General features: G+C 57.3%; 22 protein-coding genes. 8 read left to right on the forward strand and 14 right to left on the reverse strand.

Going from position 1 to position 25,516, the window contains the following annotated elements:
• The first annotated feature begins 86 nt into the window (after window positions 1-86).
• On the forward strand, window positions 87-1,544 hold the full coding sequence (pepD, locus tag ACFX4O_RS04785; RefSeq protein ID WP_380207571.1) for a cytosol nonspecific dipeptidase: 1,458 nt from the start codon (window positions 87-89) through the stop codon (window positions 1,542-1,544).
• A gap of 426 nt (window positions 1,545-1,970) precedes the next feature.
• Here the strand turns inward: pepD and dinB are convergent, their stop codons facing one another.
• Entirely contained in the window at window positions 1,971-3,026 is a 1,056-nt protein-coding gene (gene dinB, locus ACFX4O_RS04790) for a DNA polymerase IV (RefSeq protein ID WP_131409898.1), read from the reverse strand.
• Between the two features lie 349 nt (window positions 3,027-3,375).
• Here dinB and dpaA point away from each other — a divergent pair, with 349 nt between their 5' ends.
• A complete protein-coding gene (gene dpaA, locus ACFX4O_RS04795; RefSeq protein WP_131409896.1) occupies window positions 3,376-4,113 on the forward strand; it encodes a peptidoglycan meso-diaminopimelic acid protein amidase in 738 nt (245 codons plus the stop codon).
• On the opposite strand, the gene ACFX4O_RS04800 is transcribed toward dpaA, so the two are convergent.
• Both ACFX4O_RS04800 and lpcA read right to left on the reverse strand, forming a co-directional pair.
• Entirely contained in the window at window positions 4,084-4,851 is a 768-nt protein-coding gene (locus ACFX4O_RS04800) for a class II glutamine amidotransferase (protein WP_380207572.1), read from the reverse strand. The genes dpaA and ACFX4O_RS04800 overlap by 30 nt on opposite strands.
• Before the next feature lie 138 nt (window positions 4,852-4,989).
• Window positions 4,990-5,571 carry a D-sedoheptulose 7-phosphate isomerase gene (gene lpcA / locus ACFX4O_RS04805; RefSeq protein ID WP_017458774.1) on the reverse strand — a complete coding sequence of 194 codons (582 nt, stop codon included), beginning with the start codon at window positions 5,569-5,571 and terminating at the stop codon, window positions 4,990-4,992.
• A 238-nt stretch (window positions 5,572-5,809) separates the two neighbouring features.
• On the opposite strand from lpcA, the gene fadE reads away from it, so the two are divergent.
• Entirely contained in the window at window positions 5,810-8,257 is a 2,448-nt protein-coding gene (gene fadE / locus ACFX4O_RS04810; protein WP_131409892.1) for an acyl-CoA dehydrogenase FadE, read from the forward strand.
• Window positions 8,258-8,369: 112 nt separating this feature from the next.
• Window positions 8,370-9,140, forward strand: coding sequence for an amidohydrolase (locus tag ACFX4O_RS04815; RefSeq protein ID WP_380207573.1), 771 nt, complete (start codon window positions 8,370-8,372; stop codon window positions 9,138-9,140).
• A gap of 35 nt (window positions 9,141-9,175) precedes the next feature.
• On the opposite strand, the gene ACFX4O_RS04820 is transcribed toward ACFX4O_RS04815, so the two are convergent.
• The 10 genes from ACFX4O_RS04820 to ACFX4O_RS04865 all read right to left on the reverse strand — a co-directional run bounded on the left by ACFX4O_RS04820 (window position 9,176) and on the right by ACFX4O_RS04865 (window position 20,981).
• Window positions 9,176-10,777 (reverse strand): gamma-glutamyltransferase family protein, encoded by a 1,602-nt coding sequence (locus ACFX4O_RS04820; RefSeq protein WP_380207574.1) that lies wholly within the window; start codon window positions 10,775-10,777, stop codon window positions 9,176-9,178.
• 9 nt (window positions 10,778-10,786) lie between these two features.
• Window positions 10,787-11,662, reverse strand: a complete 876-nt coding sequence (locus tag ACFX4O_RS04825) for an ABC transporter permease (RefSeq protein WP_380207575.1) — start codon at window positions 11,660-11,662, stop codon at window positions 10,787-10,789.
• Entirely contained in the window at window positions 11,662-12,606 is a 945-nt protein-coding gene (locus ACFX4O_RS04830) for an ABC transporter permease (protein ID WP_086873169.1), read from the reverse strand. Before ACFX4O_RS04830 ends, ACFX4O_RS04825 begins: the two co-directional genes overlap by 1 nt.
• Window positions 12,607-12,627: 21 nt before the next feature.
• Window positions 12,628-14,142: an ABC transporter substrate-binding protein gene (locus tag ACFX4O_RS04835; protein ID WP_380207576.1), complete on the reverse strand. Its 1,515-nt coding sequence runs from the start codon at window positions 14,140-14,142 to the stop codon at window positions 12,628-12,630.
• A gap of 11 nt (window positions 14,143-14,153) precedes the next feature.
• Complete coding sequence (locus ACFX4O_RS04840; protein ID WP_380207577.1) at window positions 14,154-15,221, reverse strand: ABC transporter ATP-binding protein; 1,068 nt, start codon at window positions 15,219-15,221, stop codon at window positions 14,154-14,156.
• Complete coding sequence (locus ACFX4O_RS04845; RefSeq protein ID WP_380207578.1) at window positions 15,218-16,231, reverse strand: ABC transporter ATP-binding protein; 1,014 nt, start codon at window positions 16,229-16,231, stop codon at window positions 15,218-15,220. Before ACFX4O_RS04845 ends, ACFX4O_RS04840 begins: the two co-directional genes overlap by 4 nt.
• Window positions 16,228-16,944: a FadR/GntR family transcriptional regulator gene (locus ACFX4O_RS04850; protein ID WP_380207579.1), complete on the reverse strand. Its 717-nt coding sequence runs from the start codon at window positions 16,942-16,944 to the stop codon at window positions 16,228-16,230. The genes ACFX4O_RS04845 and ACFX4O_RS04850 overlap by 4 nt, the downstream gene beginning before the upstream one ends.
• A 506-nt stretch (window positions 16,945-17,450) precedes the next feature.
• Entirely contained in the window at window positions 17,451-18,701 is a 1,251-nt protein-coding gene (gene hpxK / locus ACFX4O_RS04855) for an allantoate amidohydrolase (protein WP_380207580.1), read from the reverse strand.
• Window positions 18,701-19,939 (reverse strand): pyridoxal-phosphate-dependent aminotransferase family protein, encoded by a 1,239-nt coding sequence (locus ACFX4O_RS04860; RefSeq protein WP_380207581.1) that lies wholly within the window; start codon window positions 19,937-19,939, stop codon window positions 18,701-18,703. Before ACFX4O_RS04860 ends, hpxK begins: the two co-directional genes overlap by 1 nt.
• A 202-nt stretch (window positions 19,940-20,141) precedes the next feature.
• Window positions 20,142-20,981, reverse strand: coding sequence for a MurR/RpiR family transcriptional regulator (locus ACFX4O_RS04865; RefSeq protein ID WP_380207582.1), 840 nt, complete (start codon window positions 20,979-20,981; stop codon window positions 20,142-20,144).
• 118 nt (window positions 20,982-21,099) lie between these two features.
• Between ACFX4O_RS04865 and ggt the strand changes: the two genes are divergently transcribed.
• The 4 genes from ggt to hpxZ all read left to right on the forward strand — a co-directional run bounded on the left by ggt (window position 21,100) and on the right by hpxZ (window position 24,732).
• Complete coding sequence (gene ggt, locus ACFX4O_RS04870; RefSeq protein ID WP_380207583.1) at window positions 21,100-22,683, forward strand: gamma-glutamyltransferase; 1,584 nt, start codon at window positions 21,100-21,102, stop codon at window positions 22,681-22,683.
• Between the two features lie 9 nt (window positions 22,684-22,692).
• Entirely contained in the window at window positions 22,693-22,878 is a 186-nt protein-coding gene (gene hpxX, locus ACFX4O_RS04875) for an oxalurate catabolism protein HpxX (protein ID WP_380207636.1), read from the forward strand.
• Between the two features lie 97 nt (window positions 22,879-22,975).
• Window positions 22,976-24,352, forward strand: coding sequence for an AtzE family amidohydrolase (locus ACFX4O_RS04880; protein ID WP_380207584.1), 1,377 nt, complete (start codon window positions 22,976-22,978; stop codon window positions 24,350-24,352).
• Window positions 24,349-24,732, forward strand: coding sequence for an oxalurate catabolism protein HpxZ (gene hpxZ, locus ACFX4O_RS04885; RefSeq protein ID WP_086873159.1), 384 nt, complete (start codon window positions 24,349-24,351; stop codon window positions 24,730-24,732). Before ACFX4O_RS04880 ends, hpxZ begins: the two co-directional genes overlap by 4 nt.
• Before the next feature lie 33 nt (window positions 24,733-24,765).
• On the opposite strand, the gene cysH is transcribed toward hpxZ, so the two are convergent.
• Window positions 24,766-25,500 (reverse strand): phosphoadenosine phosphosulfate reductase, encoded by a 735-nt coding sequence (cysH, locus tag ACFX4O_RS04890; RefSeq protein WP_131409866.1) that lies wholly within the window; start codon window positions 25,498-25,500, stop codon window positions 24,766-24,768.
• Between the last annotated feature and the right edge of the window lie 16 nt (window positions 25,501-25,516).

Genomic DNA, 25,516 nt, shown 5'->3' on the forward strand with positions numbered 1-25,516 from the left:
CGCAAGCTGAACGCTTGCGATGTTCGTTTATTTAACCCTGTGACCTGCAAGGTACGTTGCGCAGGCTCTTCGTAAGGAGACTCATCGTGTCTGAACTGTCTCACCTATCGCCACAGCCGCTGTGGGATATTTTTGCCAAAATTTGTTCTATTCCGCACCCGTCCTACCATGAAGAACAACTTGCCGAGCACATTATGGGCTGGGCGAAAGAAAAGGGGTTGCATGCGGAGCGCGACCAGGTTGGCAACATTCTGATCCGTAAACCGGCCACTGCGGGCATGGAAAACCGCAAGCCGGTGGTTCTGCAAGCCCACCTTGATATGGTGCCGCAGAAAAATAACGACACAGTACACGATTTCATCACCGATCCGATTCGCCCGTATGTAGATGGTGAATGGGTTAAAGCGCGCGGCACCACGCTCGGCGCGGATAATGGCATTGGCATGGCTTCCGCGCTGGCGGTGCTGGCAGATGAGAGCGTTGAACACGGTCCGCTGGAAGTGCTGCTAACCATGACCGAAGAAGCGGGCATGGATGGCGCGTTTGGCCTGCAAGCGAACTGGCTGCAGGCGGATATTCTGATTAACACCGACTCTGAAGAAGAGGGGGAAATCTACATGGGTTGCGCAGGCGGTATCGATTTTATCACCACCCTGCCCCTCTCCCGCGAAGCCGTACCGACCGGGTATGAGACCTTCAAGCTGACACTTAAGGGGCTGAAAGGCGGCCACTCTGGTGCCGAAATTCATGTCGGTTTAGGTAACGCCAACAAACTGCTGGCGCGCTTCCTGGCCGGCCACGCGGCGGAGCTCGATCTGCGTCTGCTGGATTTCACTGGCGGTACGCTGCGTAACGCGATTCCGCGCGAAGCAATTGCCGTTATCGCCGTTCCGGCAGAGAAAGCCGCACAGCTGAAAACGCTGGCCAGCGAATATCAGGCAATCCTGAAAAACGAGCTGGAAGCCAAAGAGAAGAATCTGGTGGTACTGCTGGACAGTGCAACCAGCGATAAAGCCGCGCTGACCACCGCTTCACGCGATACGTTTGTGCGCCTGTTGAACGCGACGCCGAACGGCGTGATCCGCAACTCCGACGTAGCAAAAGGTGTGGTGGAAACCTCACTGAACGTGGGTGTGGTGACGCTGCAAGACGACAACGCCGAGATCATCTGCCTGATCCGCTCGCTGGTGGATAGCGGAAAAGATTACGTGGTGAGCATGCTGGAATCACTGGGTGCGCTGGCGGGAGCGAAAACCGCGCCGAAAGGCGGCTACCCTGGCTGGCAGCCGGACGCGCATTCACCAGTAATGGCGCTGGTGCGTGAAACCTACCAGCGTCTGTTCAACAAAACCCCGAACATTCAGGTGATCCACGCCGGTCTGGAGTGCGGTCTGTTCAAAAAACCGTACCCGACCATGGATATGGTATCGATTGGGCCAACCATTACCGGCCCGCACTCACCGGATGAGCAAGTGCATATCGAAAGCGTGGGCCATTACTGGACCCTGCTGACCGAGTTGCTGAAAGCGATTCCGGCGAAATAAGCCCTTTGTCCGCGCCGGGCGGCGCGGACATCACCCAGCCTTACACCGCGTTAAACACCAGCCCTTTAAACAGGTTTCCCCGTTCAATCTGGTGGTGAAACTATCGGCGTTCCGATTTCAGCGTCGCGCGTTCATCATCCTTTATTTGTTCCAGACGATGAGCTATCAGCAAGGTTGCTAGCCGTTTATTAGAAAGGCTTTCCGAAGCGAGATAAGAAACCGCATGCGAGAGAGAACAAAGAGAATTACCCGGCTCCCCCTTTATATATGAGCAAATAAAAGGAATCGGCAGACGAACCCCGGGGCTATATGAAAAAGAATGAGTGCTGTAAAGCGACATCAGGACACGGCGAAATGCTTTTGCAGTAACGTAGAAAAAACGTCGGGGATAATAATGAAGTGGGTAATCAATCCGTAGCGTTATTTTTATAACCCTAATACCAGTTGCCGTTCCAGCTGAGGATCAAGTAGCGTGACATGCAGCCCGACCAGCCGGACACCGCGCCCGCTGCGGCGATCATTCCAGGTTTTTTGCGCCGTCGCCAGTAAATCCTCTTTATTTAAACGCGGCCAGACATGCTCCTGAGTCGTGAGCTGGAAATCATTAAACTTCAGTTTTACTCCCTGGCGAGCAATGAGCAGATCCGGTTTTACTTTTGCTAACCGCCGCTCAAGCTCAGGGTACAAATGTTCAATAATCGCTTCGCACTCTTCCCAGCTGTGAATATCTTCCGCCAGCGTCCGCTCCACACCGACGGATTTACGCAGTCGTTCGCTGTTAATTTCCCGCTCGTCAATGCCCTGGCTGCGCTCCCATAAAATACGGCCGAATTTACCAAAGCGTTTAAGCAGCATGGCAAGGTCGCTCTTTTGTACATCTTCGCAGGTGCGCAGCCCCAGCTTTTCCAGTTTTGCCGCTGACACCTTCCCCACACCGGGGATTTTGCCGAGCGGCAGCGTGCGCAAAAATGCCGGTACATCAGCCGGTGTAATCACATATTGCCCGTTGGGTTTGTTGAGATCCGAGGCAATTTTGGCGAGAAACTTCACTGGTGCAACGCCCGCTGAAGCAGTCAGTTGGGTTTCTTTAAAAATGGTCTGACGAATTTCCTGCGCCATCAGCGTCGCCGAACCGTGACAGTGCGGGCTATCGGTAACATCAAGGTAGGCTTCATCCAGCGAGAGCGGTTCAATAAGCGAGGTGTAGCGGGAGAAGATATCGCGGATCTGGTTGGACGCTTCTTTATAAGCGTCAAAACGGCCGGGCAACAATATGAGGTGCGGGCAGAGTTTAAGCGCCATCGCGGTGGGCATCGCGCTGCGCACGCCAAATTTGCGCGCCGGATAGTTCGCCGTGCTGATCACGCCGCGTTGCACCCGGCTACCGCCGATAGCGATGGGAATATCGCGCAGGGCTGGATTATCGCGCATCTCTACCGCCGCGAAAAAGCAGTCCATATCAACATGTATGATTTTGCGCATGCGTACGCCCTCACAGAACACTGGATAAGTATACAGCACATTTGCAGCAATTGAGAAGCCAGCACGTAAATGCGGCGAAAAGAGGGGAATATAAGGGGTAATTCAGGCTTTTTACTCGCATAATACTCGCCAGCATTCGGCCAAGCATTTGATACGTAATCCTCAAAATCATTCGTGCGAGCCAAAAACGAAGCCGACAAAGAGGCCGCGTGAAAGACGACGTAGATTGGGGCTTGCGAAAAAATGCCGTAATGCTAATGTGGGCGCTCCAAAACAGAATCGTCTGAATTTTGGGCTTCTTTTGCCGTCCTGGCAATGTGGTATTAGCTTTATCAAGGAAACAAGTAGTATGCGCAAAATCGCATTATTTATTGCGATGCTTCTGCTTCCGTGCGTCTCTTTTGCTGGCCTGGTGAGCAGCAACGGTTCAGTAACGCCGGTCAGCAAAGAATATAAGCAGCAGTTGATGGGGTCGCCGATTTATATCCAGATCTTCAAAGAAGAGCGCACCCTTGATCTTTACGTCAAGATGGGCGAGCAGTATCAGTTGCTCGACAGCTACAAAATTTGTAATTACTCCGGCGGGTTAGGCCCCAAGCAGCGCCAGGGTGATTTTAAAAGCCCGGAGGGTTTCTACTCCGTGCAGCGCAGTCAGTTGAAGCCGGATAGCCGCTTCTATAAAGCTATTAATATTGGGTTTCCGAATAACTACGATCGCGCCCACGGCTATGAAGGCAAATACCTGATGATTCACGGTGCTTGCGTGTCGATTGGCTGCTACGCGATGACAGATTCAGGTATTGATGAGATCTTCCAGTTTGTTACCGCCGCGCTGGTTTTTGGGCAGCCGAACGTGCAGGTGAGTATCTATCCGTTCCGTATGACCGACGCCAATATGCAGCGCCATAAATATTCAACCTATGCGGATTTCTGGAAGCAATTGAAGCCGGGTTATGACTACTTCGCCACCACCCACCAGCCGCCGGTTGTTTCGGTAGTGGATGGCCGCTATGTGGTTAGCAAGCCGCTGAACACCGCTGTTCAGCCGCAGCTGGCGTCAAACTACACGCTCCCCCAGGCAAAATAATGCCCACTCGCCTGGCATAATCTTTTGCCAGGTTTCATTGCCGGTTAACGGCTGGGTGGCAATCACGGTAACCACATCGTTTGGTGTGGTTTCCCGCTGAAAATCAATTTCCACATCCTGATCCAGCAGCTTCGCCACGCCAAACGGCGCACGGCGGGTTATCCAGAACAGATTAGTCGAACAAAACGCCATCACATAACGCCCGTCCGACAGCAGCATATTAAAAACACCCTTTTGCCGTAGCTCCACCGCTAATTCCGCAATGTACTTAAACACCGCCGCCATATTCCCCGGCGTACGCGGGTAGCGTTCGGTCAGCTTATGTAACAGCCAGCAAAAGGCTTTCTCGCTGTCGGTTTCGCCAATCGGGCGGAAATTACCGGTCTCCAGCGATTTATAACCCGTAAGCTGCCCGTTATGCGCATACGTCCAGTTGCGCCCCCACAGTTCGCGGGTAAACGGATGCGTATTTTCCAGCGCCACTTCGCCACGGTTAGCCTGGCGAATATGGGCAATCACCGATCGGGATTTGATCGGATAGTCCTGCACTAATTTCGCAATAGGGGAATTAAAACTCGGTTGCGGATCTTTGAACGTGCGACAGCCCTTACCTTCGTAAAAAGTAATGCCCCAGCCATCTTTATGCGGCCCGGTTCCGCCGCCGCGCTGGACGAGACCGGTAAAACTAAAGCAGATATCGGTTGGCACATTTGCGCTCATACCGAGCAGTTCGCACATACACACCCCCACATAGCGCCCTTATCAGAGAAGGCGTAATTGGTGCAGCCAGTTTGCGCACGGGCAGTGCTTCGATTAACGGTGCGTAGACAGGGTTCGCGCACTGCCCGAGGCCAAAATGGCAAAAAATAGCCTTTCTTAAGCCTTAACCATCTCTTTTTCAATCAACTGAATCAGGATATGAATCACCTTAATGTGAATTTCCTGAATACGGTCTGCATAGCCAAAATGCGGCACACGAATTTCAACATCTGCGCTGCCCGCCATTTTGCCACCGTCTTTACCGGTCAGGGTGATGACTTTCATCCCCTTCTCACGCGCCGCCGCAACTGCTTTGATCACGTTGCCGGAGTTACCGGATGTGGAGATCCCCAACAGCACATCGCCTTCGCGGCCAACAGCTTCCACATAACGGGAGAAAACATAGTCGTAACCGAAGTCGTTGCTGACGCAGGAGAGATGACTCACGTCAGAGATGGCAATCGCCGGATAACCCGGACGGTTTTCACGGTAGCGCCCGGTTAACTCTTCAGCGAAATGCATCGCATCACAATGTGAGCCACCGTTACCACAGGACAACACTTTGCCGCCGGCTTTAAAACTGTCGGCCAGCAATACCGCCGCGCGCTGAATAGCGTGAATATTGGCATCATCTTTCAAGAAGTTCGCCAGCGTTTCCGCCGCTTCGTTCAGTTCGTTACGAATAAGATCCTGGTACATGAGGATATCCTTCAGCATAAATGTAAATAACACTGCGCAGTGTACCGGATACTATTCCAGGCGAGAAGTTAAAGCCGAAGCGCCCCCTGTCGTTTTCATTTTCCGTGCGCGAAAAGCCCTCAACAATGTGAACCAGGTTGTAATTATTTTGTAAACACATTGCTAAAAGAAATCACATCCACTACAACCAATACATCACAAGTGGTCAGACCTCCTACAAGCAAGGGAGCTTTTCTTTATGATGATTTTGAGCATTATCGCAACGGTTGTTCTACTCGGCGCGCTGTTTTACCACCGCGTTAATCTGCTGCTCAGCAGCGTGATTTTGCTGGCGTGGACCGCCGCGCTGGGCGTTGCTGGCCTGTGGTCAATCTGGGTGCTGCTGCCGCTCGCGATTATTCTGGTGCCGTTTAACTTGCCGCCGATGCGTAAAGCGTTAATTTCCGCGCCGGCATTCCGTGGTTTCCGTAAAGTGATGCCGCCGATGTCACGTACGGAAAAAGAGGCCATCGACGCCGGGACAACCTGGTGGGAAGGCGATCTGTTTCGCGGTAACCCGGACTGGAAAAAACTGCATAACTACCCGCAGCCGCGTCTGACCGCCGAAGAACAGGCGTTTATCGACGGCCCGGTGGAAGAAGCCTGTCGCATGGCGAATGACTTTCAGATCACCCATGAAATGGCCGATCTGCCGCCGGAACTGTGGGCGTTCTTAAAAGAGCACCGCTTCTTTGCAATGATCATCAAAAAAGAGTACGGCGGGCTGGAATTCTCGGCTTATGCCCAATCCCGCGTGCTGCAAAAACTCTCTGGTGTCTCGGGTATCCTGGCGATCACCGTCGGCGTGCCGAACTCCTTAGGCCCAGGTGAACTGCTGCAACACTACGGCACCGAGGAACAAAAAAATCACTATCTGCCGCGCCTGGCACGCGGTGTGGAAATCCCCTGCTTCGCGCTGACCAGCCCGGAAGCCGGCTCCGATGCAGGTGCCATCCCGGATACCGGCATTGTCTGCATGGGCGACTGGCAAGGTGAGCAGGTGCTCGGTATGCGCCTGACCTGGAACAAACGCTATATTACGCTGGCACCGATCGCCACCGTGCTGGGCCTGGCATTCAAACTCTCTGACCCGGATAAACTGCTGGGCGGCGACGAAGAGTTAGGCATTACCTGTGCGCTGATCCCAACCTCAACGCCGGGCGTGGAAATTGGCCGCCGTCACTTCCCGCTGAACGTGCCATTCCAGAATGGCCCGACCCGTGGCGACGATATCTTTGTGCCGATTGATTACATTATTGGCGGGCCGAAAATGGCCGGTCAGGGCTGGCGTATGCTGGTGGAATGTCTGTCGGTAGGCCGCGGTATCACGCTGCCGTCCAACTCCACCGGCGGCGTCAAATCCGTCGCAATGGGGATTGGCGCGTACGCTCATATCCGCCGCCAGTTCAAAGTGTCGATTGGTAAAATGGAAGGCATCGAAGAGCCGCTGGCGCGCATTGGTGGTAATGCCTACGCCATGGATGCAGCCGCATCGCTGGTGACCTACGGTATTATGCTCGGTGAAAAACCGGCGGTGCTTTCGGCAATCGTTAAATATCACTGTACCCACCGTGGTCAGCAGTCAATCATTGATGCAATGGATATTGCCGGCGGGAAAGGCATCATGCTCGGCGAGGGCAACTTCCTGGCACGTAGCTACCAGGGCGCACCGATCGCCATTACCGTAGAAGGCGCGAATATTCTCACCCGTACCATGATGATCTTCGGCCAGGGCGCTATCCGCTGCCATCCGTATGTGCTCGAAGAGATGGCCGCCGCGCAGAATAACGATGTGGACGCCTTCGATAAGCTGCTGTTCAAACATATCGGCCACGTCGGCAGCAATAAAATGCGCAGCCTCTGGCTCGGCCTGACGCGCGGTTTAACCAGCGCCACGCCGACCCGTGATGCCACTAAGCGTTACTACCAGCATCTGAACCGTGTGAGTGCCAACCTCGCACTGCTTTCGGATGTATCGATGGCGGTGCTTGGCGGCAGCCTGAAACGCCGCGAGCGCATCTCGGCACGTCTCGGCGATGTGTTAAGCCAACTCTACCTCGCCTCGGCAGTGCTGAAACGCTATGACGACGAAGGCCGTCAGGAAGCAGATCTGCCGCTGGTACACTGGGGCGTGCAGGATGCGCTCTACCAGGCGGAACAGGCCATGCACGACTTGCTGGAGAACTTCCCGAACCGCTTTGTGGCTGGCGCCCTGAGCCTGGTGATTTTCCCGACCGGTCGTCACTACCGCGCACCGTCCGACAAACTGGATCACAAAGTGGCGAAGATCCTGCAAACCCCGAGCGCAACACGTTCACGTATTGGCCGCGGTCAGTATCTGACGCCAAGCGAGCATAACCCGGTCGGTCTGCTGGAAGAGGCGCTGGTTGATGTGATGGCGGCGGATCCGATTCATCAGCGCATCTGCAAAGAGTTGGGCAAAAACCTGCCGTTTACCCGTCTGGACGTGCTGGCGCAGCAGGCGCTGGCAAGCGGGCTGATTAATCAGGAAGAGGCCGCATTGTTGAACAAAGCCGAAGTCAGCCGCCTGCGCAGTATCAACGTTGACGACTTTGAACCGGAGGCACTGGCAACTCAGCCGGTGGTAAAAACGCCGGAGAAAGTGCGCAAACCGGAAGCTGCCTGACGAAGTAAGCTGCTGAAAATCCTCTCTTCTTATCGAAACCCGCATCATGCGGGTTTTTTTATTTATCCTCATGCTACAGTGTGCAAATGCTGTCTTACGGGGAGTTGCTATTGTGCCTGGTTTAAAAATTACGCTGTTACAACAACCGTTAGTCTGGATGGATGGCCCTGCCAACCTGCGCCATTTCGATATTCAGTTAGAAGACGTCACCGGGCGTGATGTGATTGTGCTACCGGAAATGTTCACCACCGGTTTTGCCATGGAGGCGGCGAAACAATCCATGCCGCAAGACGAGGTTATCGCCTGGATGCAGAACAAGGCCCGCCAGACCAATGCACTGGTCGCCGGTAGCGCCGCGCTGCAAACCGAGCGCGGACCGGTGAACCGTTTTTTGCTGGTCGAACCGCAAGGTAAGGTGCACTTCTACGATAAACGCCATCTGTTCCGTATGGCCGATGAGCACCACCACTACGAAGCGGGTAACGAGCGCGTGGTGTTTGAGTGGCGCGCCTGGCGCATTCTGCCGCTGGTCTGTTACGACCTGCGCTTTCCGGTGTGGTCGCGCAACCGCAATGATTACGATCTGCTGCTCTACGTTGCCAACTGGCCAGCGCCGCGCTCGCTGCACTGGCAATCTCTGCTGGTTGCCCGCGCGATTGAAAACCTCGCCTGGGTGGCGGGCTGCAACCGCGTCGGCACCGATGGTAACGGCCACCACTATCGTGGCGACAGTCGGGTTATCAGCCCGCAGGGCGAAATTATCGCTACCGCCGAGCCACACCAGGCGGCGCGCATTGACGCCGAGCTGTCATTAAGCGCGTTACAGGAGTACCGCGAGAAATTTCCGGCCTGGCAGGACGCCGATCCCTTTACGCTGGGGTAACGCGATACCCTCTCCCTGCCGGGAGAGGGTGCTTATCAGCTCACCAACGCCTGCCCGTCTTTGCGGCTCTCTGTTGCTGCGACGTAGTGGCCTTCCGGCATCCGGTAAATGACCTGCGCACCGCCAAAGTTATAGCCCGCCAGCGGATCTTCCACCGTTATTACATGCCCGCGCTCGCGTAATGCGGCAATGACGTTACGGTCAAAACTCGCTTCAACGGACACCTCTCTGCCCTGCACAACTCGCCAGCGCGGCGCGTCGATCGCCGCCTGCGGGTTTTGCCCGTGCAGCATAATGCGTAGCGCCATTTGCAAATGACCCTGCGCCTGCATTGGCCCGCCCATCACGCCAAACGACATGAGCGGTTTGCCATCTGCGCCCATCGCAAAACCAGGAATAATGGTATGGAACGGGCGTTTGCTGCCCGCCAGCACATTCGGGTGTTTTGGATCAAGCACAAAACCGCAGCCCCGGTTTTGCAGGCTGATGCCGGTTTCCGGCACCACAACACCGGAGCCGAACCCCATAAAGTTGGACTGAATAAACGACACCATCATGCCGCTGGCATCGGCAGTCGAGAGGTAAACCGTACCGCTTTGCGTCGGTGCGCCATAGACAAAATCAGACGCGTTATCCGGGTCGATCAGCGCCGCACGCGATTTCAGATAGTCGTCACTGAGCAGCAGTTCTGCGGCAAACTCCAGGTGCGCGTCGTCGGCAACATAGCGGTCAAGATCCGCCAGCGCCAGCTTCATGGCTTCAATGGCAAGATGCTGAGACTGCACTGAGTCCGGGTGGTGATGAGCAATATCGCACTGTTCAAGGATGCCGAGCGCAATCAGCGTGGCGATCCCCTGCCCGTTCGGCGGTAACTCTTGTACGGAGCCACCGGCAAACTCACGCGACAGCAACGTAACCCAATCGGCTTTATGATTCGCCAGGTCCGCTTCGCTCAGGTGCGCGCCGTGTGCGTTGGCGAATGCGGCAATCTTCTGTGCCAGCTCACCGCGATAAAATGCTTCACCATTAGTCTGCGCAATAAGCTCCAGCGTGCGCGCCTGCGCCGGGTTACGGAAAATTTCGCCGATCTTCGGTGCGCGCCCTTCCGGTGCAAAGCAGGCGCTAAAACCCGGCTGATCTTTCAGTTTGTGGTAGCCGCGCTGCCACAAATGGCCAATCAACGGCGAAACGGGAAAACCATTGCGCGCATACTCAATGGCCGGCTGCGCCAGCGTGGTCAGCGGCAGTGTGGCAAAACGTTCCGCCAGCGCCACCCAACCGGATACCGCGCCCGGCACAGTAACCGCATCCCAGCCCAGTTCTGGCACTGCCGTTTTCCCCGCGAACATATCCGCATGCCAGCTCGCTGGCGAACGCCCGGAGGCATTCAATCCGTGGAGCTCTTTGCCGTCCCAGACAATGGCGAATGCATCGCTGCCGATCCCGCAGCCGGTCGGTTCAACAACCGTTAATGCCATCGCGGTGGCAATCGCCGCATCCACCGCATTACCACCGAGTGCGAGCATACGCATCCCGGCCTGCGCCGCCAGCGGCTGTGAGGTTGCGACTGCGTTGCGGCCGATCATCGGCGCGCGATACGATGCATAATTAACTTTGAAATCAATCGGCTTGGTCATCAAAACTCCTTAGTCGTGGCGCGGATCGAGCGCATCGCGCAGCCCGTCGCCGAGTAAATTAAATCCCTGCACGGTCAGAAAGATGGCCACACCGGGGAAAATAGACATCCAGGGCGACTGTTCCAGAAAGCCCTTCGCCGTGTTCAGCATCGCGCCCCACGACGGGTACGGAGGCTGCTGGCCGAGGCCGAGAAACGAGAGGCTCGCTTCGGTAATGATCGCCGAAGCGATCGCCAGCGTAGCCTGCACGAGGATCGGCGACATCACATTCGGCAGCACGTAGCGCACGATGATCCAGCGATCCGGCAGACCAATCGCCCGCGCGCCGTCGATGTACTCTTCGTTACGAATTGCGATCACCTGGCCGCGCGTCAGACGGGCAAAGATAGGCATCGCCGACAAGCCAATGGCGATCATCGCATTGGTCAGGCTGGGGCCAAGAAACGCCCCCAGTGCAATCGCCATAATCAGGAACGGACAGGCGAGCAGCGCTTCGATAACGCGGGAAATCACGCCGTCCCAGATGCCCTGAAAGTAGCCCGCCAGCAAGCCGAGCGGTACACCGATCGCGACCGCGATCACTACCGACACACACCCCGCCAACAGCGAAGTGCGCGCGCCCCAAATCATGCGCGAGAGAATATCGCGCCCCAGCTCGTCGGTGCCGAACCAGTAAAGCTCGGAAGGGGGTTTGCGTACTGCCAGAAAGTTCGCCTTGACCGGATCAAACGGCGCGACCCACGGTGCGAGCAGTGCAATCAGCACAAACACGCCGACAATCACCGCACCAATGACCGCGCTACGGTTAGCGAGGAATTTTTTCAGCACCCGGTTTTCTGTACGTGGCAGCGATGCCGCCACGCCGGTGGTGGACAGTTCGGCCATTATTCGCTCCGCATTTTCGGGTTGATTAACACATACAGCACATCCGCCAGCAGATTCAGCGCGAGAAACCCAATCGCCACCACCAGCACCACACCCTGCACCACCGCGTAGTCCCGGTTGAATACCGAGTCGACAATCATCTTGCCGAAACCAGGAATGGTGAACACCTGCTCGGTCAGCACCGCGCCACCCAGCAGCTCGCCAAACAGCAGCGTGGTGAGGGTAATCACCGGCACCAGCGCATTACGAAACGCATGTTTCATGATCACCGCTTTTGGCAGCAACCCCTTGGCGCGCGCAGTGCGAATATAATCCGCTTTCAGTACCGCAATCATCGACGCGCGGGTATGGCGCATTAACGTTGCCGCCAGCCCCGTTCCCAGCACCAGCGCAGGCAACAACAATGTGCGCAGGTTCTGCAACGGATCTTCACTAAACGGCACAAAACCCGAGGCAGGTAGCCATTGCAGGTTGACGGAAAAAATGAGGATCAGCAGGATCCCCAGCCAAAAGTGCGGCACCGAAATGCCGGAGATAGCCACAAAGTTGGCGCCGTGATCGATCCAGCTATTCTTGTTCACCGCAGCCAGAATGCCCATGCTGATGCCGAACAACAGCGCAATGACCATCGCCAGTAGCGACATCTCCAGCGTCACCGGCAGCTTGGTGGCAATCAGGTGCGTTACCGGCTCCTGTGTGCGCAACGAGACGCCAAGATCGCCCTGCAACGCGCGAGTCAGCCAGTGAAAGTACTGCACCGGAATCGGCGCATCCAGGTTCAGCTCCGCACGCAACTGGGCGATGACCGCCGGATCGCGCTCCTCGCCCAGCATTGCCGTTAGCGGATCGCCGGGCAGCAGCTTTTGCAGCCCGAACACCATCATGCTGACCAGCAGCAGGGTCGGAACGGCGAGCAGCAGGCGTTTGCAAATCAATTCCAGCATGGTTTCTCCAGGCGTTACCGTTTAGTTGGCGAGCGACAGACCCGCCAGGCGCACAATGCCGTCCGGGTAGGGTTTGAAGCCCTGCACTTTCTTGTTCAGCCCAAACAGGCGCGGCTCAAAGTAGAGGTAGGCAATCGGCATATCCGTTTGCAACTGTTTCACGACCTTTTCATACAATGCCTGCCGGGTTGCCGGATCGTTGTGCAAACGCGCCTGCGTCAGCCACTCATCCACTTGCGGGTTGCTGTAACGGCCATCGTTGAGCGTGCCTTTGCTATTGATGAAGCCGAAGATGCTGCCATCGGGATCCGGGCGACCAGACCAGCCGGAATAGCTAAGCTGAAAATCGCCGGTTTGCTGCCTGTCCAGCAGGGTGGCAAATTCGGTCATTTGCAGATTGACGTTGAAACCCGCTTCGGCAGTCATCGCCTGCAGCACCTGGCCAACCTGCTGCGACGTCGGGTTGTTCGGCACCAGCAGTGAGACAGTGAGCGGCGTCTTCACTCCTGCCGCTTGCAACAAGGCTTTGGCTTTTTCCACATCGCGCGGTGGCACCGGCAGTTTGACGTGATACGGGCTGACAGGCGAAAACGCCTGGTTCGCCGGGGCGTATAACCCTTCGAATACCACCTGGTTGAGCGCCTCGCGGTCAATCGCCAGCGAGAACGCCTCGCGCACACGCGCATCTTTGAACGGATCGTTGGCCGGGACTTTGCCGTTATTGATATTAAACGTGATGCCCTGATACCCCAGCCCTGTCACTTTCGCCAGTTGCAGTTTGTTATCGGCCTCTACGGTTTTCACATCGCTGGCGGCAATCCCTTCGGTCAGATCGAGATCGCCCGCACGCAGGTTCGCCAGTCGCACGGAGGCATCCGGGATCGGCAGGTAGATAACTTTGTCGAAGTGGTACGCGCCTTTGTTCCAGTAGTTGTCAAAACGCGACAACACAATGCGATCTTGCGAGACGCGGCTGTCAAATTTATACGGGCCGGAACACACCGGATGGGCGGCGAAATCCGCTTTCCTCGCCGCATTCGGCGCCAGCATCGCACCGGCGCGATCGGTTAATTGCATCAGCAACGCCGAGTCCGGCGTTTTCAAATGCAGCTTGATTTGCATCGGCCCGCTGACCTCCACGGACTCGATCGAAGAGATTTCACTTTTTCGCAGCGAACCAGGTAGCGTCAGCGCACGATCAAGACTGAATTTCGCCGCTGCGGCGTCAAACTTCTCGCCATCATGAAAAGTCACGCCCTCACGCAGATCCATGGTCAGGGTTTTGGCATCGTCGCTCCACGACCAGGCCTTCGCCAGCCCCGGCACCACTTTCAGGTTTTCATCCACGTCCACCAGCCGGTCGCACAGCGAAGCGAAAACAAAACGGCCATAGTAAGTACGCGCCAGGTGCGGATCGAGCATATCCGGATCCGCGCCAAGACCCACGCGCAGCACACTTTCAGCCTGAGCAGGCAATGCCGCGCCCAGCAACATGACACTTCCCAGAACGGTCAAAAGCGAATTTCGCATCATCATTATTGTTTCCTTTAAGGGGAGGAGTGAGAGGCCGCGTATTCAAACAGCGCGCGACGGCGCAAAAACGCGGCTGAGGGGGGAGCAATCTGAATCACGCTGCGGTCGCGGTTAATCTCTTGCCAGCGATGACAAGAAACCTGGCGACCGCCTTCGAGCACCTGAGTAATGGGCTCGTGTTGACGGCACTCGTCTGTCGCAAACGGACAGCGAGTGTGAAAACGACAGCCCTGCGGCGGGCTGGAGGGATTGGGTAAATCGCCCTGTAACAGCGGCGTTTCGCGCACAATGCCGGGTTGCGGCTGCGGTGCGGACGCGATCAGCGCCTGGGTATACGGGTGCAGCGGCGCATCGAAGATCTCATCCACCGTTGCCATTTCCACTATTTGCCCAAGGTACATCACCGCCACGCGATCGCTCATATGGCGGATCACCGCTAGCCCGTGCGCAACAATGATCATCGTTAAGCCAAGCTGTTGCTTCAGCTTCTCCAGCAGGTTTACCACCTGCGCTTGCACCGACACATCCAGCGCGGAAACTGGTTCATCGCCAAGCAGCAATTTCGGCCCGGAAGCCAGCGCGCGGGCAATGCCAATACGCTGGCGCTGGCCGCCGGAAAACTCGTGCGGGTAGCGTCTGGCCCAGGCGGCAGGCAGGCCGACAGTGCCGAGCAGCTCCGCGACCCGAGCCTGGCGCTCCGCTTTGCCCATTTTCTGGTGCAACCACAGCGGCTCGCCGACAATTTGCTCCACGGTCATACGCGGGTTCAGCGAAGCAAACGGATCCTGAAAGATAATTTGCAGCTCGCGCCGGAGCTGGTTTAAACGCGCACCGCTGGTGTGAGTGATCTCCTCGCCCTGGTAGTAAACGCGACCTTCGGACGCTGCCAGCAAGCGGAGCAACAGGCGGCCAAGGGTCGATTTTCCAGAGCCAGACTCACCGACAATCGCCAGCGTTTCGCCGGGGTACACCGCCAGCGAAATACGATCAACGGCAGTAAGATAACGTTTTGGTGCAAACAGGCGGGTTGGCCCGGCAAAACGTTTGCTCAGATCATGAGCTTCGAGAATCGGCGTACTCATGCGGTTTCTCCCAGCGCGATGTGCTGTTCAAGTGGCACACGGAAGCAGGCCACCAGATGGCCTTTCCCTTGCGGTGTCAGTGGGGGTTTTTGCTCCAGGCAGCGCGGCTGCGCAAACGGGCAGCGGGTGGCGAAACGGCAGCCTTGCGGCATCGCTTCCGGCAGCGGCACCGCGCCGGGAATGGTCGACAGTTGCCCTTTGCGCGCGCCCAACGAAGGGATCGATCCCATCAGGCCAATGGTGTACGGGTGCTGCGGATCGGCAAAAATCGCCTCCACACTGCCCTGCTCCACCACTTGTCCGGCGTACATCACCGCCACCTGCTGCGCCACTTCCGCCACCACACCGAGATCGTGGGTGATCATCAATACGGCGGTGCCGGTTTCGGCTTTCAGGGTATTGAGCAGCGCGAGGATCTGCGCCTGAATCGTCACATCCAGCGCGGTAGTGGGTTCGTCGGCAATCAATAAGCGTGGCTTGTTAATCAGCGCCATCGCGATCATCACCCGCTGGCGCATACCGCCGGAAAGCTGGTGTGGATACGCTTTCAGGCGCATCTCCGCCGCCGGGATCTGCACTTTTTCCAGGATGCGAAGCGCCGCCTCGTGCGCCGCTTTCGCCGATACATTTTGGTGGCGTATCACCGCTTCACTGAGCTGGTCGCCGAGCGTAAATGCCGGGTTGAGCGAGGTCATCGGCTCCTGGAAAATCATCGCCAGTTCGTTGCCGCGCAGGTCGGCATATTCGCGCGGAGAGAGTTGACGCAAGTTATGGTCGCGAAACTGCATTTCTCCGCCAAGGATCTGTGCGCTGGCGGGCAGGAGCCCCATCAGCGCCAGCGAGGTAATGCTTTTACCGCAGCCGGACTCCCCCACCAGCGCCAGCGTTTCTCCACCTTTGACGGTGAGCGAAATTCTGTCCAGCACGCTCACCGGGCTGCCAGCAAACTGCACCTCCAGGTTATGCAAGCGGAGCACCGGCGCAGCCTCTTTAAACGGGATCGTCGTCATGGGGTATCGTCCTCAAGATGAATGGCCTGAATCAAGGCGTGTTGCAGGTCGAGCAAGTGTTCACGCATCGCCGTTGCTGCCTCATGTGGCTGGCGCTGACGAACAGCGCGCATGATGCGATGGTGATGATCGTTATAGCGATCGACCTTCGCTGGCGTTCGCGCCAGCTCGCGCAGATGGTGCCAGGCCGGTTCGCGCCGCACCGCGTCAAGGGTGTCAAAAAGGCCGAGCATCAGACGGTTTCCTGCCGCCTCAGCGATAGCCCGGTGAAAAGCGCTGTCCCACAGCTCATTCAGATCCGGATCATCCGGGTTAACGTTGTCGATGCGTTCCAGCATGCGTTGCATTAGCGCCAGGTTTTCCGGGCTGGCACGAAGCGCCGCCAGCCGTGCAAGACCGGGTTCAATCTGCAAACGGGCTTCCATCACTTCCAGCATATTGGTTTGTTGCACCAGTCCCTGTAGTGCGTGAGACGCGACCGGTGCCGCAGGGCCAATAAACGTGCCTTTGCCTTGTTTACGCCAGATTCGCCCCTCTTCTTCCAGCACGTCCAGCGCACGACGCACTTCCCGTCGCCCAATACCCAGCGTTTCCGCCAGCTCACGTTCCGTAGGCAGAGGAGTCCCTGGTGTTGACTCATGTTGGTGAATCAGCCCACGAAGTTGTTCAAGCGCTGTACTGGAATTTGCCAGATAGCGTGACGGTTTTTCCATATTGGTTCATCCGCGTTTCGCGTTATCTTTTTATTAAATTACAGTCAGTTAACACTTACACTGACTGTATGCCTCGCTACTTCCTAAGCAATTCGCGAACCAATACTGAATTGGTTCGACGAAATTTTTGTTAATACTTTGATTTATTAATGTTTATTTTTGGTAAGAACGCAGAGGGCACACTGGGTGCACAGAAGGGTCGACGATGAAATGCACAGTTAGCGTGCAAACAATGCACTAAAAGGGAAGAAAGGAACCAAAGGGGGAATACGTGAATGCGACATGAACGTAGTGGTGAGCGGGCGAAATGACGCTTTCTCAATCACTACGTCGAAGATAGAAACAAACACAACCTGCCGCGCCTGCCAGCCCGGCCGGTTCTCAGCATGATGACTTGCTCGCTGATTCAGTATTGCAGCGGCCACCGTTCAGGTATGCCCGAACGGAACGAGGTGCTGGATATTTTTTCGACAGCAGCACCTTGTAACGGAGGTAACACATCACCGCTACTCCGCGTGAATAAGCCGCCCTACCGCAAGACTCAGGGCGCGCAGCGCCTGGGCGACATCGCTACAGGCCACGCTTTCCGCCGGGTGATGGCTGATGCCTTTATGGCAACGCACAAATAGCATGGCTGAAGGCCAGCGTTCCGCAATGGCGATAGCATCATGCCCCGCGCCACTCGGCAGAGATAAAACCTTCCCCTGCACGGTGTGTACCGCATCGGCCAGCTCTTCACGCAGTGGCATATCGCACGGCGTAGCGGCGATGGTGTAAAAAATGTCGTGGCGGAACTCAAGCCTACGTTGCTGCGCGATGCGGTTTGCTTCGTCCAGTAAGTGATTGAGCAACGCTTCGCGCTTATCATCCTGCGGGCTACGGATATCGAGCGTAAGCCCCACAGCACCGGGGATCACATTTACCGCGCCGGGTTCGCATTGTAACGTGCCGACGGTAGCGACCATCTCTGGCCCGGCCTCGATCGTTGCCTGTTCGATAATCTGTATCCATTCGGCGGCGGCCGTCAGCGCATCGCGGCGATGACGCATCGGCACCGTACCGGCGTGTCCGGCCTCACCGGTAAAACGGCAACTGAGCCGTCGCGCACCGTTGATGGCCGTGACCACGCCGAGCGCCAGATCCGCTTGTTCCAGCACCGGCCCCTGTTCAATATGCAGCTCAAGGTAGGCGGAAAAATCCGCGACCGGGCGCTGCGCATTGGCAATCTGCGCGGGATCCAACCCGGCCTGTTCCAGCGCCTGCGCCACGCTGACGCCCTGCGTATCTTCACAGGCCAGCCACGTTTGCGGCCAACTGCCGGTCAGCCCACGGCTGCCAAGCAGCGCGATATTAAACCGCGTGCCCTCTTCGTCGGCGAAACCGACAATCTCAATAGCCTGTCTGCCCCGTAGGTTGGCCCGATGCAGACCCTCGACGACTTCGATCGCCGCCAGCACGCCAAGCATCCCGTCGTAACGCCCGGCATCGCGCACGGTATCAAGATGTGAACCGAGCAGCAGCGCCTGGGCACCCGCTTCGACACCCTCGTAACGGCCAAATATATTGCCGACCGCATCCTGCCAGGTGTGCATCCCCGCCTGCTGCATCCACCCGGCAACCAGCGCATTTGCCTGCAAATGCTGAGGCGAGAGATAAACGCGGGTGAGTTGCCCCGGCGTTTCGCTGATTTGCGCCAGCGCATCACAGCGCTGCATAACCCGGCTGGCGGCTTGCGCGGCATCGAAAGGCGTCATCATTAACTGGCTCCTTCGTAAATGTCCCATGCCGCCTGCATACCCGCACCCTGTACGGTGCGAAAACCCAGACGGTTCAGCACCGCTTCCAGCGCCGTTAGCGTTTGCAGCACGCAATCTTTGCGCGCGTTATACCCCATGGTGCCGATGCGCCAGATCTTGCCCTGCAACGGGCCAAACGAGGTGCCAATCTCAATGTGGAAATCATCCAGCAGACGTTTACGTACCTCTTCGCCATGCACTTCCCGCGGGATTTGCACACCGAGTACGTTGTTCATCTTGTGCTGAATATCGCCAAATACTTCCAGCCCCATGCCCTGGATGCCCGCCAGCATTGCGCGCCCGTGCAGTTCGTGGCGCGCAATCAGCTTATCCATGCCCTCTTCGAGCATAATGCGCGCACATTCGCGGGCGGCGAACAGCATGCTGGTTGCTTCCGTGTGGTGGTTCAGACGTTCCGGCCCCCAGTAATCCATCACCATGCCGAGATCGAAATAGTTGGAGTAAATCATCTCCTCTGCGCCGTCCTGATGCGCCTCGGTGCGAATGCCCTGTTCTACGCATTTGCGCGCCCGCACCACCGCTTCCATCCGTGGGCTCAGGGTAACAGGCGAGCTGCCCGACGGGCCGCCCAGACATTTTTGCAGCCCGGCGGAAACGGCATCTAACCCCCACGCATCGCTTTCTAACGGATTACCGCCGAGCGAGGCGGTCGCATCGGTATAAAACAGCACATCGTGGCGGCGGCAAATCTCACCTAATTGCTCCAACGGTTGCAGCATAGTGGTCGAGGTATCGCCGTGCACCGTTAACAGCAAACGCGGCTTGATGCGAACAATCGCATCTTCAATCTGATCCGGGCTAAACACCTCGCCCCACGGCACCTCAATGGTGTGGACTTCAGCGCGACAGCGGCGGGCAATTTCACACAGCAGATGACCAAAACGGCCAAACACCGGCACCAGCACCTTATCGCCAGGGCGAATGGCAGAAACGAGGATCGCCTCAATACCCGCGCGCGAGGTGCCATCCACCAGCATCGTCCAGCGGTTTTCGGTGCGAAACACTTCGCGGTAGAGCACCATGACTTCGTTCATATAGCCGGTCATTACCGGATCGTATTGCCCCACCAACTGGCTCGCCATCGCCCGCAGTACACGCGGGTCGGCGTTGATTGGCCCAGGCCCCATCAACAGGCGCGAAGGTGGATTAATTTGCGGGAACTGCTGAAAATCAAACATGGGCGCGTCCTTTAGTCTGCAACTGCGTACGATATGAAACGAAAGATTCTTTAAACTAATTTCTGCAACTAATGTGCCATAGACAAAAAATCGACACCAGCGCTGAATCGCTGTTATTTCATACGCAAATACAAAAGAAAACGGGGCGATAAACGCCCCGTCATAACACATTACCCTGGTGCAAAAGCACCGTTATGGTGCATTAGCGTTGTTCAAGCTCATCCAGTTCTCCATACAGGGCAGCGATGTTGTGGATGCGCTGACGCCCTTCGCTCAGCGCAGTGTGCAGCACGGCATTAGACAGCAAATTAACCAGGCTCATGGCGCTGCTGTAGCTGTCGAACGCGGAGACGCTCTCCAGCGGCAAACCGATGTGCCAGCGGCACAGCGACTTAATGCTGGCCGCCTGTGGTTCACTGATTGCCAGCAACGGAATGCCCTGCTGATGCAGCACTTCCAGCAGCGGGCGCACCACGCGCGGGCGGCGGCGAAAAGCCACCACCACCACCATATCTTGCGGGGTGATATCGACCACCTCTTCCGCCAGCGTCTGCCCAGGCTGCGGCATTAGCAGCACCTGACCACGGCTTTGCAGCAGTTGCTGGCGCAGGTGAAGTGCCACAGGCGCGCTGTTACGCAGACCCATAATAAAAACCCGCTTCGCCGTGTTGAGTGCGGTGACGATTTCGGCGAATTGCCCGGCATCCAGCGTATTGACCCACAGCGTCAGATTCGCCATCTCCTGCTTGTAATGGCGCGCCAGGAGCGTGTTGCCCTGCACCGCATCGCGATTCTCGGTCAGCGGCATACCGCTCTGGCGCAGCGTGCGCAGCTCATCGCGCATCTCTTTGAAACGATCGTAGCCCAACCGCTTAAACAAACGGCTGACGGTGGCTTTCGATACGCCACTCAAGCGCGCCAGCTCGGCACTGTTGTAGCTCACCAGATCGTCGAAATGATCAATGATAAATGAAGCAACCCGTTGTTCCTGTGGGGATAGCTCGTCAAAGCTTGCCCGTAAACGCTCATCCAGCTGCTGCATAGCTTCTCCTGCAACTTTTGTTTCAGGTTAAGCTGACACAGTGAAACACCCGTCGTCAATCTGGAACAGCTCTTGCTTAGTGTTCTGCACTTACCCGCAGAAAACAGGAAGCGTGACGATGCAAAGTAATATGGCCCCCTCAGGTATGGCGGTAACGCCACACCATCTCGCCAGCGAATCGGCATTGTCGGTTTTACGCCACGGCGGTGACGCGATTGAAGCGATGGTAGCGGCAGCGGCAACCATTGCGGTGGCCTACCCGCATATGAACGGCATTGGCGGTGACGGCTTCTGGTTGATTGTGCCGCCAGAGGGCGAACCGCTCGCCATCGACGCCAGCGGTGCGGCTGGGCAGCGGGCGACATGCGAGTTTTATGCGGGCCACACGCAGATCCCCCATCGCGGTACGCTTGCTGCGCTGACCGTACCCGGCACGCTCAGCGGCTGGGATGAGGCGCTGAAAGTCTCCGCCGCGCTCGGTGGTGGGCAGCTTCCGCTCTCACGGCTACTGGCGGACGCGATTCGATACGCCGCAGTCGGCATCCCGGTCACCCAGTCGCAAGCCAGCGCCACGCAAAGTAAATATGCGGAACTGGTGGATATCCCCGGTTTTGCACACACTTTTTTATCGCAAGGTAAAGCCCCGCTGGCTGGCAGCCGTTTTTGCCAACCGAAACTCGCCCGCACGCTGACTCAACTTGCCACCGAAGGGCTGGACAGCTTTTATCGCGGTTCACTGGCGCAGTTAATTGCCAGTGAAATGCAGACGTTGGGTTTACCCATTACCGCTCAGGATCTGGCGAACCATCGCGCCCAACGACGCGTGCCGTTGAAACTGACACACAGCCAGGGCGAAATTTTCAATATGACGCCACCAACGCAGGGGCTGGTATCGCTGGCTATCCTCGGGATTACCGACCATCTGGAGATGGCGCAGGCCAGCGAAGTGCAAACCATTCACCGCATTGTGGAAGCGACCAAGAAGGCCTTCGGCCTGCGCGATCGCTACATCACCGATCCGCGTCACGTCACGCTGCCGGTACAGAGCCTGCTGGAACAAGCGCCGCTGGAGCAACTGGCTGCCAGCATTGATGAGCAGCGCGCCGCGCCTTGGGGCCAGGGAAAAGGGCCGGGCGATACGGTGTGGATGGGGGTTATCGATAAAAACGGCCTGGCGGTGTCGTTTATCCAGAGCATTTACCACGAATTTGGCAGCGGCGTGGTGCTGCCGGAAAGCGGCGTACTGCTACAAAACCGTGGCGCGGCCTTTAGTCTCGATCCGTCACACCTGCTGGCGCTGATGCCGGGCAAACAGCCGTTCCACACCTTAAACCCCGCCGCCGCGCGGCTGAAAGATGGGCGCACGCTGGTTTACGGCACCATGGGTGGCGACGGGCAGCCGCAAACGCAGGCCGCCATTTTTACCCGCCATGTGATGCAGGGCATGCCGTTGCAGGAGGCAGTTTGTGCCCCACGCTGGTTGTTGGGCCGCACATGGGGACAGCCGTCAGAGAGCCTGAAACTGGAGGGGCGTTTTAGCGAAGAGACATTCCAGGCGCTACGCGCGTTGGGGCATGACGTCGAGTGGCTGCCGGGAATGAGCGAAGCGACCGGACATGCAGGAGCGATTGTGCGCCACACCAGTGGCATGCTGGAAGGGGCGTACGATCCGCGCAGTAACGGCAGCGCAGCAGGATTTTAAGGAGCGATGATGAACCCGATGTTTGACTGGCCGGCCTATATCCGGCTGATGGAGCAACTGCTTGATGTCCCGCTGGATGACGCACGCCGCGCCGAGCTGGAAATCCAGCTCACCAGAATCGCCGCGATGGCACAACCACTGATGACCTTTACGCTGCCGCATCGCCAGGAAGGTGCTGGGGAGTACCGGTTATGAATTTATCGATTGTTCAGATCCAGCGCGACCTGCGGGGAAAAAACGTTAGCGCCTGCGAACTGGCGCACCGCCAGCAAGGCGCAGGAGAGTATCGGCTATGAATTTATCCATTGCTGATATTCAGCGCGGTCTGCGGGACAAAACCTTTAGCGCCTGCGAACTGGCACAGCAAACGCTGGCGCGCATTGAGCGCGACAATCCGCGCATCAACGCCTTTACTGGCATCACAGCCACGCGACTGCTGGCGGAAGCGACGCAACTCGACCGGCAAATCGCCAATGGCGAACCATTGCCCGCGCTGGCGGGCGTACCCTATGCGGTGAAAAACCTGTTTGATATCGAAGGCGTCACCACGCTTGCCGGGGCGAAACTCTTCAGCCAGCAACCGCCCGCAAAGGCAGATGCTTTTGCGGTTCGCCGGTTGGCGAGCGCGGGTGCGATGCTCGCCGGGGCGCTGAATATGGATGCCTACGCCTATGGTTTTACCACCGAAAACAGCCACTACGGTGCGACACACAACCCGCGCGATCCACAGCGTATCGCGGGCGGTTCTTCCGGTGGCTCGGCGGCGGCTGTCGCGGCGGGAATGGTCAATTTCTCGCTCGGCAGCGATACCAACGGATCAATTCGCGTGCCCGCCTCGCTGTGTGGCATTAACGGGCTGAAACCGACATTTGGCCGCCTGTCGCGCAGCGGTAGCCACCCGTTTGTCGCCAGCCTCGACCATATCGGCCCGCTGGCACGCAGCATTGAGGATTTGACGCGCGTGTATGACGCGTTGCAAGGTCACGATCCCGACGATCGCTGGCAGTCCAATCGCGCCAGTGATGCCGCCTTGCCGCAGTTGCATGGGGAAAGCAGGCTGCGCTGCGCCGTACTGGAGGGGTATTTCGCGAGCTGGTGCGATGACGATGCCCGCCAGGCCGTTGCACGTGTGGCGCGAGCGCTGGATGCTGACCATGCGATGACGCTGCCGGAAGCGGAGCTGGCGCGAACGGCGGCATTTTTGCTGTCGGCGGCGGAAGGCGGCAACCACTATCTGCCAGCCCTGCGCACCGATGCCGACGCGTTCGAACCCAATTCGCGCGAACGCCTGCTGGCGGGCGCGATGACACCCTCAGCCTGGTACACACAAGCACAGCGGTTTCGCGCCTGGTTTCGCGACAAAACGCTACCGTTATTCGATGGTGTTGACCTGCTGTTAGCCCCGGCAACGCCCTGCAGCGCCACGCTAATTGGCGCGCAGACGATGCATATTAACGGCGTCGATTTGCCGGTGAAAGCGAGCATGGGCATGCTAACGCAGCCGATCTCCTTTCTTGGCTTACCGGTAGTGACCGTGGCGCTGAAAACCGCCAGCGGTTTACCGATAGGCGTACAGATTATTGCCGCGCCCTGGCAGGAAGCGCACTGTTTACAGGCGGCATGGCGGCTGGAGCAGGCCGGTCTTCTTTTCCCACAGGATGCAGCATGAACCGAGACAATGTTGATCGCCCGGCGATCCTCAATGAAGTGACGACCGCGTTTTACCGTTATGAGCAGGCGCTTATCAGCAACGATATTGATGTGCTGGACGAGTTGTTCTGGGATGACGCACGCACGGTGCGTTACGGCGCAACCGAAAACCTGTACGGGATTGCCGCGATCCGCGATTTTCGCAACGCGCGCCCTTCTGCCGGGCTTGAGCGCGTGCTACGCAATACGACTATCACCACCTTCGGCGATGATATGGCGGTAGCGAGCACCGAGTTTACGCGGGAAAACAGCGAAAAAATTGGCCGCCAGATGCAGACCTGGGTGAAGTTCCCGTGGGGCTGGCGGATTGTGGCGGCGCATGTGAGTGTGATGGGGTAACAAATACCCTCTCCGGCAAAGGAGAGGGAAAAATTAACCTTCGTGCAGCCCGCATTCGCGTTTCAGGCCAAAGAAGCGGGTCTCTTCTTCTGCCATGCCAGGCTCCCATTTGCGGGTGGTGTGCGTGTCGCCCACCGAAAGGTAGCCCTGATCCCACAGCGGGTGGTAGTTCAGCCCGTGTTTTTGCAGGTACTGGTACACAGTGCGGTTATCCCAGTCGATGATCGGCAGCACTTTGAATACACCGCGCTGGATAGCCAGCACCGGAAGTGTGGCGCGGCTACCGGATTGCTCGCGGCGCAGCCCGGCAAACCAGGTTTTCGCGTTCAGGTCGGCGAGCGCGCGGTTCATCGGCTCGACTTTGTTAATCTGGTTGTATTTTTCAATCCCTTCAACGCCCTGCTCCCACAATTTACCGTAGCGCGCCTCCTGCCATGCCGGGCTTTGCTCGGCGCGGTAGATTTTCAGGTTCAGCTTGAGCTTGTCCGTGAGCTCGTCGATAAACTGGTAAGTTTCAGGAAACAGATAACCGGTATCGGTGAGGATCACCGGGATATCCGGGCGCACCTGATTGACCAGATGCAGACTCACCGCCGCCTGAATGCCAAAGCTTGAGGAGAGCACATATTCACCCGGCAGGTTTTCCAGCGCCCAGGCGACACGCTCTTCCGCGCTGAATTTCTCAAGCTGCGCGTTGGTTTCAGAAAGCTGCAGTATGCGTTCTACTTTGGGCAGCTCGTTTAGCGCGTTCAGATCGAGTACGGACATATTGACCTCTCTTATC

The sequence above is a fragment of the Kosakonia sp. YIM B13571 genome (assembly GCF_042788095.1).
Lineage (GTDB): Bacteria > Pseudomonadota > Gammaproteobacteria > Enterobacterales > Enterobacteriaceae > Kosakonia > Kosakonia quasisacchari.

Excerpts from the sequence above, each read along its gene's own strand:
- ACFX4O_RS04830 (WP_086873169.1), bottom strand. The coding sequence starts at position 12,606 with ATGCTGGAATTGATTTGCAAACGCCTGCTGCTCGCCGTTCCGACCCTG.
- ggt (WP_380207583.1), top strand. The coding sequence starts at position 21,100 with ATGCAAAGTAATATGGCCCCCTCAGGTATGGCGGTAACGCCACACCAT.
- dinB (WP_131409898.1), bottom strand. The coding sequence starts at position 3,026 with ATGCGCAAAATCATACATGTTGATATGGACTGCTTTTTCGCGGCGGTA.
- cysH (WP_131409866.1), bottom strand. The coding sequence starts at position 25,500 with ATGTCCGTACTCGATCTGAACGCGCTAAACGAGCTGCCCAAAGTAGAA.
- hpxZ (WP_086873159.1), top strand. The coding sequence starts at position 24,349 with ATGAACCGAGACAATGTTGATCGCCCGGCGATCCTCAATGAAGTGACG.
- hpxK (WP_380207580.1), bottom strand. The coding sequence starts at position 18,701 with ATGATGACGCCTTTCGATGCCGCGCAAGCCGCCAGCCGGGTTATGCAG.
- ACFX4O_RS04860 (WP_380207581.1), bottom strand. The coding sequence starts at position 19,939 with ATGTTTGATTTTCAGCAGTTCCCGCAAATTAATCCACCTTCGCGCCTG.
- lpcA (WP_017458774.1), bottom strand. The coding sequence starts at position 5,571 with ATGTACCAGGATCTTATTCGTAACGAACTGAACGAAGCGGCGGAAACG.
- ACFX4O_RS04840 (WP_380207577.1), bottom strand. The coding sequence starts at position 15,221 with ATGAGTACGCCGATTCTCGAAGCTCATGATCTGAGCAAACGTTTTGCC.
- ACFX4O_RS04800 (WP_380207572.1), bottom strand. The coding sequence starts at position 4,851 with ATGTGCGAACTGCTCGGTATGAGCGCAAATGTGCCAACCGATATCTGC.
- hpxX (WP_380207636.1), top strand. The coding sequence starts at position 22,693 with ATGAACCCGATGTTTGACTGGCCGGCCTATATCCGGCTGATGGAGCAA.
- ACFX4O_RS04820 (WP_380207574.1), bottom strand. The coding sequence starts at position 10,777 with ATGACCAAGCCGATTGATTTCAAAGTTAATTATGCATCGTATCGCGCG.
- dpaA (WP_131409896.1), top strand. The coding sequence starts at position 3,376 with ATGCGCAAAATCGCATTATTTATTGCGATGCTTCTGCTTCCGTGCGTC.
- ACFX4O_RS04880 (WP_380207584.1), top strand. The coding sequence starts at position 22,976 with ATGAATTTATCCATTGCTGATATTCAGCGCGGTCTGCGGGACAAAACC.
- ACFX4O_RS04825 (WP_380207575.1), bottom strand. The coding sequence starts at position 11,662 with ATGGCCGAACTGTCCACCACCGGCGTGGCGGCATCGCTGCCACGTACA.
- ACFX4O_RS04850 (WP_380207579.1), bottom strand. The coding sequence starts at position 16,944 with ATGGAAAAACCGTCACGCTATCTGGCAAATTCCAGTACAGCGCTTGAA.
- ACFX4O_RS04835 (WP_380207576.1), bottom strand. The coding sequence starts at position 14,142 with ATGATGATGCGAAATTCGCTTTTGACCGTTCTGGGAAGTGTCATGTTG.
- fadE (WP_131409892.1), top strand. The coding sequence starts at position 5,810 with ATGATGATTTTGAGCATTATCGCAACGGTTGTTCTACTCGGCGCGCTG.
- ACFX4O_RS04865 (WP_380207582.1), bottom strand. The coding sequence starts at position 20,981 with ATGCAGCAGCTGGATGAGCGTTTACGGGCAAGCTTTGACGAGCTATCC.
- ACFX4O_RS04845 (WP_380207578.1), bottom strand. The coding sequence starts at position 16,231 with ATGACGACGATCCCGTTTAAAGAGGCTGCGCCGGTGCTCCGCTTGCAT.